This window comes from Citrobacter sp. S55_ASV_140, assembly GCF_018919505.1.
Lineage (GTDB): Bacteria > Pseudomonadota > Gammaproteobacteria > Enterobacterales > Enterobacteriaceae > Citrobacter > Citrobacter werkmanii.
On record NZ_JAHLQZ010000003.1, the window covers coordinates 53,165 to 67,139 of the forward strand.

Genomic DNA, 13,975 nt, shown 5'->3' on the forward strand with positions numbered 1-13,975 from the left:
AATATTTCGCCATGACATCCCCTCTGACTATAGGGCTAAGTCAGTAATTCGCAACAAGGATTGGCGATTACCATGGTTTGCCGTAGAATAACGGCCCTCATTAAGAGTCATCAAGGTGGTTAACCACAAACCCCGCATCGGTCAGCCATCCGTTGCGTTTACATGGGACAGAGTAAAAAATTGAATAAACAACCGCGTTCGCTTTCTCCACTGGTGCAATTAGCGGGAATTCGCAAAAATTTCGATGGCAAAGAGGTGATTTCCAGCCTGGATTTGACCATCAAAAACGGCGAGTTTCTCACGCTGCTCGGCCCCTCTGGCTGCGGTAAAACAACCGTTCTTCGCCTGATTGCCGGTCTGGAAACGGTTGATTCCGGTCATATCATATTGGACAACCAGGACATCACTCACGTTCCGGCGGAAAATCGCTACGTGAACACCGTCTTCCAAAGCTATGCGTTATTTCCCCACATGACCGTGTTTGAAAATGTGGCCTTCGGTTTACGCATGCAGAAAACACCCGCTGCTGATATCCCTCCTCGTGTTACCGAAGCCCTGCGCATGGTACAACTGGAAGAATTCGCCCAACGAAAGCCGCATCAACTTTCTGGTGGACAGCAACAGCGCGTGGCAATTGCCCGTGCGGTGGTCAACAAACCTCGTTTGCTCCTGTTAGATGAATCCCTCTCTGCGCTGGACTACAAACTGCGCAAACAGATGCAGAACGAACTGAAAGCGCTGCAACGTAAGCTTGGTATCACTTTTGTTTTTGTCACGCACGACCAGGAAGAAGCGCTGACCATGTCAGACCGTATTGTGGTAATGCGCGATGGCAAGATTGAGCAAGATGGTACGCCGCGCGAAATCTACGAAGAGCCGAAAAATCTGTTTGTCGCCGGGTTTATCGGCGAAATCAATATGTTTAACGCGACGGTCATTGAGCGTCTGGACGATCAGCGCGTTCGTGCTAATGTGGAAGGTCGCGAGTGCAACATTTACGTCAACTTCGCGGTGGTGCCTGGGCAAAAACTGCACGTATTATTGCGCCCTGAAGATCTGCGCGTTGATGAGATCAACGACGATAATCATATTGAAGGTCTTATCGGCTACGTGCGTGAACGCAACTACAAAGGCATGACGCTGGAGTCGGTTGTGGAACTGGAAAATGGCAAGATGGTGATGGTCAGTGAATTCTTCAATGAAGACGATCCTGACTTCGACCACTCGCTCGACCAGAAAATGGCGATTAACTGGGTAGAAAGCTGGGAGGTCGTACTGGCTGATGAAGAACACAAGTAAATTCCAGAGTGTGGTGATCGTCACCATTGTCGGTTGGCTTGTGTTATTTGTCTTTCTGCCCAACCTGATGATCATCGGCACCAGCTTTTTGACCCGTGACGACGCTAATTTCGTCAAAATGGTCTTTACGCTGGAAAACTATACTCGCCTGCTGGATCCGCTCTATTTTGAGGTACTGGTTCACTCCCTCAATATGGCGTTGATTGCCACGCTCGCCTGTCTGGTACTCGGCTATCCGTTTGCCTGGTTTTTGGTAAAGCTGCCGGAAAAAGTGCGCCCGCTGCTGCTGTTCCTGCTGATTGTTCCGTTCTGGACCAACTCGCTTATTCGCATCTACGGACTCAAAATTTTCCTCAGTACCAAAGGCTATCTCAACGAGTTTCTGTTGTGGCTCGGCATTATTGATACCCCCATTCGCATCATGTTTACCCCCAGCGCGGTGATTATCGGCCTGGTGTACATCCTGCTACCGTTTATGGTGATGCCGCTCTACTCCAGCATTGAGAAGCTCGATAAACCGCTGCTGGAAGCCGCACGCGATTTAGGCGCCAGCAAACTTCAGACCTTTACCCGCATCATTATTCCGCTGACGATGCCGGGAATTATCGCCGGATGTCTGCTGGTTATGCTGCCGGCAATGGGGCTGTTTTACGTTTCCGATTTAATGGGCGGGGCGAAAAACCTGTTGATTGGTAACGTGATTAAAGTGCAGTTCCTGAACATTCGCGACTGGCCGTTTGGCGCAGCTACCAGCATAACGCTGACTATCGTGATGGGGCTGATGCTGCTGGTCTACTGGCGCGCCTCGCGCTTGCTGAACAAGAAGGTAGAACTCGAATGATCGGTCGACTGCTTCGTGGCGGTTTTATGACCGCTATCTACGCGTATCTGTATATTCCAATCATTATTTTGATTGTGAACTCCTTTAACAGCTCGCGCTTTGGCATCAACTGGCAAGGTTTTACTACTAAGTGGTACGGTCTGCTGGTGAACAACGACAGCCTGCTGCAGGCGGCGCAACACTCCCTGACGATGGCAGTACTCTCCGCAACGTTTGCCACGCTGATCGGTTCACTCACCGCGGTCGCGCTTTATCGCTACCGTTTTCGCGGGAAACCCTTTGTCAGCGGCATGCTGTTTGTGGTGATGATGTCGCCCGATATCGTAATGGCGATTTCGCTGCTGGTTCTGTTTATGTTAATTGGCATTCAGCTCGGCTTCTGGTCGCTGCTGTTTTCGCATATTACCTTCTGTCTGCCTTTTGTGGTGGTGACGGTCTATTCACGCCTGAAAGGCTTTGATGTGCGAATGCTGGAAGCGGCAAAAGATTTGGGCGCCAGTGAAGTGACTATCCTGCGCAAGATCATTCTGCCGCTGGCAATGCCTGCGGTGGCCGCAGGCTGGTTGCTAAGCTTTACGCTGTCGATGGATGACGTCGTTGTTTCATCCTTCGTCACCGGACCGGGTTATGAAATTTTGCCCTTAAAAATCTACTCAATGGTAAAAGTCGGCGTATCACCCGAGGTGAACGCGCTGGCGACCATTTTGTTGGTTCTGTCGCTGGTTATGGTGATCGCCAGCCAGCTTATTGCACGTGATAAAACCAAGGGCCGCTAAGGCCCTTAATTCAGGGGACGTTAAATGATGAAAAAATGGTCACGCCACCTGCTCGCGGCGGGTGCTCTGGCACTGGGCATGAGCGCCGCTCACGCGAATGACAACAACACGCTCTATTTCTATAACTGGACTGAGTATGTGCCGCCAGGACTGCTGGAGCAGTTCACCAAAGAGACCGGCATTAAGGTTATCTATTCGACCTATGAGTCGAATGAAACCATGTACGCCAAGCTCAAAACCTATAAAGACGGTGCGTACGATCTGGTGGTTCCGTCTACCTATTACGTCGATAAAATGCGTAAAGAAGGCATGATCCAGAAGATCGACAAGTCGACGTTGACCAATTTTCACAACCTCGATCCGGAAATGCTCAACAAGCCGTTTGACCCCAACAATGACTACTCCATTCCGTATATCTGGGGTGCGACGGCCATTGGCGTTAACAGCGATGCCATCGACCCGAAAACCGTAACCAGTTGGGCCGACCTGTGGAAACCGGAGTACAAAGGTAGCCTGTTGTTAACCGATGACGCGCGTGAAGTCTTCCAGATGGCGCTGCGCAAGCTGGGGTATTCCGGCAATACCACCGATCCAAAAGAGATTGAAGCCGCCTATAACGAGTTGAAGAAGCTGATGCCTAACGTCGCGGCATTTAACTCTGACAACCCGGCCAACCCGTATATGGAAGGCGAAGTCAATCTGGGGATGGTGTGGAACGGCTCCGCATATGTCGCGCGCCAGGCGGGTACGCCGCTGGAGGTGGTGTGGCCGAAGGAAGGGGGTATTTTCTGGATGGACAGTCTGTCTATTCCGGCTAATGCGAAAAACAAAGAAGGTGCGCTGAAGCTGATTAACTTCCTGCTGCGCCCGGACGTGGCGAAAGAAGTCGCAGAAACTATCGGTTATCCAACGCCAAACCTGGCGGCACGTAAGCTGCTGAGCCCGGAAGTGGCAAACGATAAAACGCTCTACCCTGATGCTGAAACCATCAATAAAGGGGAATGGCAAAATGACGTCGGCTCCGCCAGCGCCATTTATGAAGAGTATTATCAGAAGCTGAAAGCAGGACGCTAATTGCCGTCCCGTAGGCCGGATAAGACGCGCCAGCGTCGCCATCCGGCGCATCATCAATGCCCGATGGCGCTACGCTTATCGGGCCTACATCAATGCGAAGCGTAGGCCGGATAAGGCATTTGCCGCCATCCGGCAAAAAAAATCACAGCCCTTTTAATAACTTCTCAACAAACTCAGGCACCACCTGGCTTGCCGGACCGTAATGCTTCTCTTCGAATTCACTTCCCACCTGGCTCGGCTCGAGATTTAACTCTACCGTATGCGCTCCATGCAGCCGCGCCTCATGCACAAAACCCGCGGCCGGGTAAACATGGCCTGATGTGCCAATGGCAATAAACACATCCGCCATTGCCAGCGCCATATAAATTTCATCCATTCCCAGCGGCATTTCGCCAAACCACACGACGTGCGGTCGCAGCGGAGCCGGGAACTGGCAGCAATGGCATTTGTCTTCCGCGGTCACATCGCCCGTCCACTCCAGAATCTGTCCGCTTTGCGAACAGCGAACCTTGAGCAGTTCGCCGTGCATATGGATGACGTTCTGGCTGCCCGCGCGTTCATGCAGGTTATCAATATTCTGCGTCACCAGTAAAAAACGGTCACCCAGCTCGGCTTCAAGTTTTGCCAGCGCGATATGCGCCGCGTTGGGCTGGATTTCTGGTTGCTGCAATTGATGACGACGGGCGTTATAAAACGACTGAACCAGTTCCGGGTTGCGACTAAACCCTTCCGGGGTCGCAACGTCTTCGACCCGATGTTCTTCCCAAAGACCATCCGTCGCGCGGAAGGTTCGAATACCTGACTCGGCAGAAATCCCCGCTCCCGTCAGTACCAGCACTCTTGGTTTTTCCATCAATTCAGGCACCACTCTGTCTCTGAAAAAGATTCGTTGACGCAGGCGATCGCGCAAATGGCGTTTATTTTTACGAAAGCGGCTTAACCGATGACTCCGACGCGACAGCATAACAACCTCTTTGTATTAATCGGTAAGATGTAAAAAAGCGGCCCCGCGCATTCCGCCCGCATCACCGTGCCGCGCCTGCTCAATACGCGGCACTCGGGCAACCGGCAGCAGATGGCGTGGCAATCTGTCCGCCAGTTGCGTCGTAATAGCGGAAAAATTCGACAAACCACCACCAATCACCACTAAATCAGGATCAACGATGGTCAGGATATTCCCCAAACAGACTGCCAGTAAATCCAGATAACGTTCAACATGGGCGCGCGCTTGCTCATCCCCCTGCTCCCACAGCGCGATAATTTCACGGGCATCCAGCGGTTGATGGTAGTAATGCTGATACAACCACGCAAATCCACCACCGGAGAGATAGCTTTCAATACAGCCCAATTGGCCGCATCCGCAGCGGCGCAGTGGGAAATCAAATCCCATCAGCGTCAGCGCATCGACAGGCAAACGAATATGACCAAACTCACCGGTGATATAGCTGCGTCCGGTGATAGATTTACCGTTGAGCACCAGTCCACCGCCGACACCGGTGCCGAGGATTAACCCCATAACCAGCGGATACTGAGTGAACTCGTCGTCCCAGGCCTCAGAGAGAGCAAAACAGTTGGCATCGTTGTCCAGGCGAACATCGCGGTCAAGGCGGGCACTGAGATCTGCACGGAGCGGTTTACCACTGGCGGCAGGCACATTGGCCGCGTACAGCGTACCGTCTTCTGTTTCCGGCATGCCAGGAATGCCGATACCCACCGAACCTTTGACGCCGAATCGCTGGTCCGCTTCCATTACCAGATTGCAGACCGCATTAAGGAAAGCTTCATAGCTGTCGCGAGGCGTAGGGACGCGTGTTTCCCATTGCAAACGGCGTTGGTTATCAAATACTCCCAGCGCAATTTTGGTCCCGCCGATGTCAAATCCGTAATACATCACCGCTCCTTCTTATTGTTATTGGCCGCTAAGTACTCTCGCAGGATCAATATTGCTGGCGCGACGCGCCGGATACCAACTCGCCAAAAGACTCAGCACTAATGCTGTCACCAGCACGTAGATCACATCCAGCCAGTGTAATTCCGATGGCAGGAAGTCAATGAAATAGATATCGCCAGACAGGAACTGATGGCCGATAAGCGCCTCGATGCCGTTGATGATTGGCGTCAACTGCAGCGAGACAACCACCCCGATGACGACGCCTATCAGACTACCGAACAAACCCGCCAGCAGGCCGTACCAGACAAAAATGGCACGGATCAAACCATCTTTAGCCCCCAGGGTTCTTAATACCGCAATATCACCGCTTTTGTCTTTTACCGCCATCACTAACGTGGAAACGATATTAAAACAGGCCACGCCAATCACCAGCACCATCGCCAGATACATGATGGCGCGGATCATCTGGATATCGCGGTACATATAGCCGTAGGTGCCAATCCAGCTCTTAATATAAACATAGTTATTGGTGACTTCACCCGCGTCACGTACCAGTTTATTGGCGTTAAAGACGTCGCTAACTTTTAGCGCGATCCCAGAAACGCTGGATCCCATATCCAGGTATTGCTGCGCGTCTTCCATGGGGATCATGGCAAAGCTGTGATCGAGCTGACCGCTCAGCTGCAAAATGCCCGTCACGTGCAAACGCACGCGTTTAGGCTGCTGTAACTTATGGTCCGCACTGGCGTTAGGGATCATAATCGATACCCAGTCGCCCTGCTTCACCTTCAGCGCATCGGCAATCCCCTTACCAATGATGATTTGCTGCTCACCGGCTTTGAAATTATCCCAGGCGTGGTTCTGCACGAACGATGGCAGCGCGCTTAAACGCTGCTCCTGTTTCGGGTCAACGCCCTTCACCTGCACCGCGCGTAGATTCGCCCCACTCTCCACCAGCCCGGTAAAGTTGATATAGGGCGCTGCGGCGACAATACCAGGCACTTTCTGTACTTTATCGAGCGCTTCCTGCCAGTTGTTCCACGGTTGGTTGACGGCCTCAATTTCACCGTGCGGGACCACGGCCAGAATACGGTTGTTCAACTCACGCTCAAAGCCATTCATGGCGCTTAACCCGACGATCAACACCGCCACACCCAACGCGATGCCAACGGTAGAAATCACCGAAATCAGCGAGACCATACCGCCGCGCCGCCGACCTCGGCTAAAACGCAGGCCAATCAATAACGATAAAGGCGAAGCCATTACTCTGCTCCCATCAGGCTCAGTTCAGCCGTCAGGCGACCATCGCGCATTTCAAGCTGGCGGCTCATGCGCTTCGCCAACTGCAGATCGTGCGTCACCACCAGAAATGCCGTGCCCTGAGAGCGGTTAAGCTCCCCCAGAAGCTCGAAAATGCTGTCCGCGTTGCGCGCATCAAGGTTACCCGTTGGTTCATCCGCCAGCACCAGACGAGGGTTATTCACCAGCGCACGGGCAATGGCCACGCGCTGACGCTCGCCGCCCGACAGTTCAGACGGGCGATGGCTGGCACGATGGTCCAGCCCTACCGCTTTCAGCATATCGCGCGCGCGCGCGGTGATTTCAGCCGGTTTTTTCTTGCCAATCAGCAGCGGCATCGCCACGTTTTCCAGCGCGGTAAAGTCCGGCAGCAGATGGTGGAACTGGTAAATAAAGCCCAGCTTCTGATTGCGCAGTTCCGCCTTCGCCGCAGACGAGAGTTTGCTCATCGGCTGACCGTTAAAAATGACGTCGCCGGAAGTTGGCGTATCCAGCCCACCTAACAGATGGAGCAGCGTACTCTTACCGGAGCCGGAGCTGCCGACAATCGCCATCATCTCGCCTTCGCCAACGCAAAAACTGACATCGTGCAGGACATCGGTCTGCACTGAGCCTTCCTGATAGCGTTTGCACAGGTTGTCGCATTGCAACAGGATCTTATTCATAACGTAAAGCCTCAGCGGGTTGAGTGGCGGCAGCGCGCCAGGAAGGATAAAGCGTAGACAGCAGCGCGACGGCCATCGCCACCAGCGCAATGACGATAACCTGCAGCGGCTCGATGGCGACCGGCAGCGCAGCGCCATCCAGAAGCACGCCGATAATGGGCATCAGGTTGTTCAGTTGACTGGCGAGCAATGCGCCCAGCCCTGCGCCCAGCAGCGCGCCGATAATCCCGGCACTGGCCCCCTGAACCATAAACACCATCATTATCTGCCGCGGCGTTAGCCCCTGAGTTTGTAGAATCGCCACTTCCCCTTGCTTCTCCATTACCATCAGACCCAGCGAGGTAATAATATTAAAAGCCGCCACCGCCACGATCAGACTGAGCAGCAGCCCCATCATGTTTTTCTCCATGCGCACGGCCTGGAATAATTCACCTTTACGCTCGCGCCAGTCCTGCCATTTGGTACCTTGCGGCAGCGTTTGCTGGCTCAACGTGTCAACCTTTAACGGCTCGTTCAACCACAAACGCCAGCCAGTGATATTACCCACCGGGTAGCGCATCAGGCGTGACGCATCCTGAATGTTGGTCAGCATCTGGTAGCCGTCGACTTCGCTGTTAGCAGCAAAGGTGCCGATCACCGTAAACAGACGCTGGCTAGGCAGACGCCCCATCGGCGTAAACTGACTGGCGGACGGCACCATTACGCGAATTTGATCGCCACGGTTAACGCCCAACTGCCCGGCAAGCTGCTCACCGAGGATGACATTATACTTACCCGGTTGCAGATCTGTTTGCTTCACATTGACCAGATACGGCGTGAGCGGATCTTTTTGCGCCGGGTCGATACCCAGCATTACGCCAACCGCCACGCTACGCGCACTTTGCAGCACCACATCACCCGTTGTTATGGGTGCAACGCGGTTGACGCCGTTCAACACCACCGCTTTTTCCGGCAATTGCTGCGGGTTTAGGGAACCCTGTTCAGACGAGAGAACAGCCTGGGGCATCAGGCCAAGGATATTGTTTTGCAGCTCGCGCTCGAAACCGTTCATCACTGACAATACTGTGACCAGCGCCATTACCCCGAGAGTAATGCCGATGGTGGAGAGCCAGGAAACGAAGCGACCGAAGCGATCTGCTGCACGCCCGCGCATATAACGCAGGCCGATGAATAGAGCGACAGGTTGGTACATGAAATCCGTCTGGTTGCTGTTAGCAAAGTCACGAGTATATAAGCGAAAGCGGAATGGGTAAATGACTGAACCGTAAGTGTTCGTCAGCACTATTCCTAAAAGGATAGATAAATCAATCCGCTGTAGTTACCCCTCCCCCTTCAGTCCGGGTCCCTGATCTTTATCCTAAAAAAAACAAAATGCAGACAGTTACGCATTACAGCGTACAGCGGGTTGCGCAGGATGGCAGGCTATAGCAAACAACATGGGTACGCTGTCTCAATGAATAAAAAAGAATTATGGATTAATCAAATCAAAGGGTTATGCATTTGTCTGGTGGTAATATATCACTCAGTCATTACGTTTTACCCACACCTCACCACCTTTCAGTATCCGCTTTCAGAGATGCTGAGCAAATGCTGGATTTACCTCAATCTGTACCTGGCGCCGTTTCGTATGCCGGTATTTTTCTTTATTTCAGGCTATTTGATCCGCCGCTACATCGATAGCGTTCCCTGGACAACCTGTGTGGATAAACGGATCTGGAGTATTGCCTGGGTACTGGTGCTATGGGGAGTCGTGCAATGGCTGGCGTTAGTCTCGCTCAATGACTGGTTGGCTCCGCAACGCGATCTGAGTCATGCCGCCAACGCCGCGTATGCCGGTTCAATCGCTGGCTTTACCCACGGGATGCTGACCGCCAGCACCAGCTTGTGGTATCTGTATGCGCTGATTGTCTATTTTGTGCTGTGTAAGATGTTCAACCGCTGGGCATTACCGCTGTTGGCGCTGTTTGTCGTGCTGAGCGTGGCGATCAATTTTTTCCCCACGCCGTGGTGGGGAATGAACAGCGTGATTCGCAACCTGCCCTGGTACAGCCTCGGCGCCTGGTTTGGCGCAACGCTGATGGTATGGATCAAAGAGGTTCCTCTGCGCCGCCATACGCTCATATTTATGGTTAGCGTAGTCGCCGCCGTGGTCGCGTGGCTGGCAAATATTTCGCTACTGCTTTCCCTCCTGTCTATTGTACTAATCATGAAGCTGTTTTATCAGTTCGAGCAGCGCTTTGGTATGCGCGCATCCAGCCCGTTAAGCGTGATTGGATCCAATACTATCGCCATCTATACCACCCACCGTATTTTGGTTGAGCTGTTCAGCTTAACGCTAATCCCCAAAATCAATCATGCCGCCTGGCCTGCGTACGGCGAGTTGCTCCTGCTGCTGGTTTATCCCTTCGCCTGCCTGCTGTTGTGCACTCTGTTTGGCTTGCTGGTGCGTAAGATTTCGCAAAAAACCGTTGCCGACTTGCTCTTTTCTCCACCGTCTTTATCGACGGCCTCGCGCTAATTTCAACGCGCTTTTTGCCCCCATCAGGGGGCGAATCAATTTGCTTATGAGAAACGATCACGGATAATAAAGAACATTGCTTATCAGATGTATATCTAAACGAGATCCTGACAACCGAATGCCTGAACAACATCGTTACACGCTCCCGGCCAGCGCTTCTGACCAGCGCCAGTTAGGCGAACTGACCGGCGCAGCTTGCGCGACGCTGGTCGCTGAAATTGCTGAACGTCATGCGGGTCCTGTCGTACTGATCGCGCCGGACATGCAAAATGCCCTGCGACTGCATGATGAAATTCGTCAGTTTACCGACCAGATGGTAATGAACCTGGCGGACTGGGAAACGCTGCCCTACGATAGCTTTTCCCCTCATCAGGAGATTATCTCCTCGCGGCTTTCCACGCTGTATCAACTCCCCGCGATGCAGCGCGGTGTACTGATTGTGCCAGTGAACACGCTGATGCAGCGCGTCTGTCCGCACAGCTATCTGCATGGTCATGCGCTGGTGATGAAAAAAGGTCAGCGGCTTTCGCGCGACGCCCTGCGCGAACAACTGGACAGCGCGGGCTACCGCCATGTTGATCAGGTGATGGAGCACGGCGAATACGCCACGCGCGGCGCGTTGTTGGATCTGTTCCCCATGGGCAGCGAATTACCTTATCGACTGGATTTCTTTGATGACGAAATCGACAGCCTGCGTCTGTTTGATACCGACACCCAGCGCACACTGGAAGAAGTCGACGCCATTAATTTGCTGCCCGCGCATGAATTCCCGACCGATAAAACGGCGATTGAGCTGTTCCGCAGCCAGTGGCGCGATACCTTTGAAGTTAAACGCGACGCCGAACATATTTACCAGCAGGTCAGCAAAGGCACGTTACCTGCCGGGATCGAATACTGGCAGCCATTGTTTTTCAGCGAGCCGCTGCCCCCCCTGTTCAGCTATTTCCCCGCCAATACGTTATTGGTCAATACCGGCGATATAGAGACCAGTGCGGAGCGCTTCCAGGCTGATACCCTGTCGCGTTTTGAGAACCGGGGTGTTGATCCGATGCGCCCGCTTCTGCCGCCACATTCGCTGTGGCTGCGCGTAGATGAGCTGTTCTCCGAACTTAAACGCTGGCCCCGTGTTCAACTGAAAACTGAGACTCTGGCGAACAAAGCCGCGAATACTAACCTCGGCTTCCAGAAGTTGCCAGATATCGCGGTTCAGGCGCAGCAAAAAGCGCCGTTAGATGCGTTACGTAAATTCCTTGAAGGCTTCACCGGTCCGGTGATTTTCTCCGTTGAAAGCGAAGGTCGCCGCGAAGCGCTTGGCGAACTGCTCGCCCGTATCAAAATCGCGCCGAAGCGCATATTGCGTCTCGACGAAGCCGTCGACAATGGTCGCTATCTGATGATTGGCGCAGCTGAACACGGCTTCATTGATAGCAAACGCAACCTGGCGCTGATTTGCGAAAGCGATCTGCTCGGGGAGCGCGTGGCGCGCCGCCGCCAGGATTCTCGTCGCACCATCAATCCTGATACGTTAATTCGTAACCTCGCCGAACTGCATCCCGGTCAACCGGTGGTGCACCTGGAGCACGGCGTTGGCCGTTATGCCGGGATGACCACGCTGGAAGCGGGCGGTATCACCGGCGAGTACCTGATGCTCACCTACGCCAACGACGCCAAACTGTACGTGCCTGTGTCATCGTTGCACCTGATCAGCCGTTACGCTGGCGGCGCGGAAGAAAATGCGCCGCTACATAAACTGGGTGGCGATGCCTGGTCTCGCGCCCGTCAGAAAGCCGCTGAGAAGGTGCGCGATGTCGCGGCAGAACTATTGGATATCTATGCTCAGCGTGCGGCGAAAGAGGGCTTTGCCTTTAAGCATGATCGTGAGCAGTACCAACTGTTTTGCGACAGTTTCCCGTTTGAAACTACGCCCGATCAGGCGCAGGCGATCAACGCGGTGCTCAGCGATATGTGCCAGCCGCTGGCCATGGACCGCCTGGTGTGTGGCGACGTCGGCTTTGGTAAAACCGAAGTCGCGATGCGCGCCGCCTTCCTCGCCGTAGAGAACCACAAGCAGGTGGCCGTGCTGGTTCCGACTACCCTGCTCGCTCAGCAGCACTTCGACAACTTCCGTGATCGCTTTGCCAACTGGCCGGTACGTATTGAAATGCTGTCCCGTTTCCGTAGCGCCAAAGAGCAAGCGCAGATTCTGGAGCAGGTGGCCGAAGGGAAAATCGATATTCTCATCGGCACCCACAAACTGCTGCAAGCGGACGTGAAGCTAAAAGATCTGGGTCTGTTGATTGTCGATGAAGAGCACCGTTTTGGCGTTCGTCATAAAGAGCGCATCAAAGCAATGCGCGCGGATGTCGATATCCTGACGCTGACGGCAACGCCTATTCCGCGTACGCTCAATATGGCGATGAGCGGCATGCGCGATCTGTCGATCATCGCCACGCCTCCTGCCCGTCGTCTGGCGGTGAAAACCTTTGTGCGTGAATATGACAATCTGGTGGTTCGCGAGGCTATCCTGCGTGAAGTTCTGCGCGGGGGGCAAGTTTATTATCTGTTTAACGACGTCGAAAATATCCAGAAAACCGCTGACAGATTAGCGGAACTGGTGCCGGAAGCGCGTATTGGTATCGGCCATGGTCAAATGCGCGAGCGCGAACTGGAACGCGTGATGAACGATTTCCACCATCAGCGCTTTAACGTTCTGGTATGTACCACTATTATCGAAACCGGGATCGACATCCCGACCGCCAACACCATTATCATCGAACGCGCCGATCACTTTGGTTTGGCGCAATTACACCAGTTGCGCGGCCGTGTGGGACGTTCACACCATCAGGCGTACGCCTGGCTGCTGACGCCGCATCCAAAAGCGATGACCACCGACGCGCAAAAGCGCCTGGAAGCCATCGCCTCGCTGGAAGATTTGGGCGCTGGCTTTGCGCTGGCGACCCACGACCTTGAAATTCGCGGCGCCGGGGAACTGCTGGGTGAAGATCAGAGTGGTTCCATGGAAAGCATCGGCTTCTCGCTGTATATGGAGCTGCTGGAAAATGCTGTCGATGCGCTCAAAGAGGGACGCGAACCGTCGCTGGAAGATCTCACCAGCCAGCAAACCGAAGTTGAACTGCGCATGCCGTCACTGCTGCCGGATGACTATATTCCCGATGTCAACACGCGACTGTCGTTCTACAAACGTATTGCCAGTGCGAAAGGCGAAAACGAGTTGGAAGAAATTAAGGTCGAGCTGATAGACCGTTTTGGTCTGCTGCCCGATCCGGCCCGTACGTTGCTGGATATTGCCCGGTTACGCCAACAGGCGCAGAAACTGGGCATCAGAAAGCTTGAAGGCAATGAAAAAGGCGGCACGATTGAGTTTGCAGAGAAAAACCACGTTAACCCGGTGTGGCTGATTGGTTTACTGCAAAAACAGCCGCAGCACTTCCGTCTGGACGGTCCAACCCGGCTGAAATTTATGCAGGATCTGGGCGAGCGTAAAACGCGAATCGACTGGGTACGCCAGTTTATGCGCCAACTTGAAGAAAACGCCGTAGCATAGTGAGCAGGCCGGGAGCGCACATAACGCTCCCGGCCGGTGAATTTACA

Annotated in this window: 11 protein-coding genes; 6 read left to right on the forward strand and 5 right to left on the reverse strand. The window is 53.7% G+C overall.

The genetic code is table 11. The features are described 5' to 3' along the window. The first annotated feature begins 162 nt into the window (after positions 1–162). The 4 genes from potA to potD are packed head-to-tail and all read left to right on the forward strand — an operon-like array spanning position 163 to position 3,990. Positions 163–1,299 carry a spermidine/putrescine ABC transporter ATP-binding protein PotA gene (gene potA, locus KQJ18_RS01240; RefSeq protein ID WP_216421257.1) on the forward strand — a complete coding sequence of 379 codons (1,137 nt, stop codon included), beginning with the start codon at positions 163–165 and terminating at the stop codon, positions 1,297–1,299. Then, entirely contained in the window at positions 1,283–2,140 is an 858-nt protein-coding gene (gene potB / locus KQJ18_RS01245) for a spermidine/putrescine ABC transporter permease PotB (protein WP_038639863.1), read from the forward strand. The genes potA and potB overlap by 17 nt, the downstream gene beginning before the upstream one ends. Continuing rightward, positions 2,137–2,916, forward strand: a complete 780-nt coding sequence (gene potC, locus KQJ18_RS01250) for a spermidine/putrescine ABC transporter permease PotC (protein WP_006684943.1) — start codon at positions 2,137–2,139, stop codon at positions 2,914–2,916. The genes potB and potC overlap by 4 nt, the downstream gene beginning before the upstream one ends. A 27-nt stretch (positions 2,917–2,943) precedes the next feature. Then, positions 2,944–3,990 (forward strand): spermidine/putrescine ABC transporter substrate-binding protein PotD, encoded by a 1,047-nt coding sequence (potD, locus tag KQJ18_RS01255; protein ID WP_003030797.1) that lies wholly within the window; start codon positions 2,944–2,946, stop codon positions 3,988–3,990. A 142-nt stretch (positions 3,991–4,132) separates the two neighbouring features. Here the strand turns inward: potD and cobB are convergent, their stop codons facing one another. The 5 genes from cobB to lolC are packed head-to-tail and all read right to left on the reverse strand — an operon-like array spanning position 4,133 to position 9,037. Next, positions 4,133–4,954 (reverse strand): Sir2 family NAD+-dependent deacetylase, encoded by an 822-nt coding sequence (cobB, locus tag KQJ18_RS01260; RefSeq protein ID WP_069323348.1) that lies wholly within the window; start codon positions 4,952–4,954, stop codon positions 4,133–4,135. Between the two features lie 15 nt (positions 4,955–4,969). After that, the gene (gene nagK, locus KQJ18_RS01265) at positions 4,970–5,881 is read right to left on the reverse strand and encodes an N-acetylglucosamine kinase (protein ID WP_085048504.1); all 912 of its coding nucleotides are present in this window, start codon (positions 5,879–5,881) and stop codon (positions 4,970–4,972) included. An 18-nt stretch (positions 5,882–5,899) separates the two neighbouring features. Continuing rightward, entirely contained in the window at positions 5,900–7,144 is a 1,245-nt protein-coding gene (lolE, locus tag KQJ18_RS01270; RefSeq protein WP_150344916.1) for a lipoprotein-releasing ABC transporter permease subunit LolE, read from the reverse strand. After that, entirely contained in the window at positions 7,144–7,845 is a 702-nt protein-coding gene (lolD, locus tag KQJ18_RS01275) for a lipoprotein-releasing ABC transporter ATP-binding protein LolD (RefSeq protein WP_085048506.1), read from the reverse strand. The genes lolE and lolD overlap by 1 nt, the downstream gene beginning before the upstream one ends. Beyond that, the gene (gene lolC / locus KQJ18_RS01280; RefSeq protein WP_137351545.1) at positions 7,838–9,037 is read right to left on the reverse strand and encodes a lipoprotein-releasing ABC transporter permease subunit LolC; all 1,200 of its coding nucleotides are present in this window, start codon (positions 9,035–9,037) and stop codon (positions 7,838–7,840) included. The genes lolD and lolC overlap by 8 nt, the downstream gene beginning before the upstream one ends. A 261-nt stretch (positions 9,038–9,298) precedes the next feature. Between lolC and KQJ18_RS01285 the strand changes: the two genes are divergently transcribed. Both KQJ18_RS01285 and mfd read left to right on the forward strand, forming a co-directional pair. Continuing rightward, complete coding sequence (locus KQJ18_RS01285; protein ID WP_085048507.1) at positions 9,299–10,363, forward strand: acyltransferase family protein; 1,065 nt, start codon at positions 9,299–9,301, stop codon at positions 10,361–10,363. A gap of 118 nt (positions 10,364–10,481) precedes the next feature. Continuing rightward, on the forward strand, positions 10,482–13,928 hold the full coding sequence (mfd, locus tag KQJ18_RS01290; protein ID WP_087857772.1) for a transcription-repair coupling factor: 3,447 nt from the start codon (positions 10,482–10,484) through the stop codon (positions 13,926–13,928). The last annotated feature ends 47 nt before the right edge of the window (positions 13,929–13,975 follow it).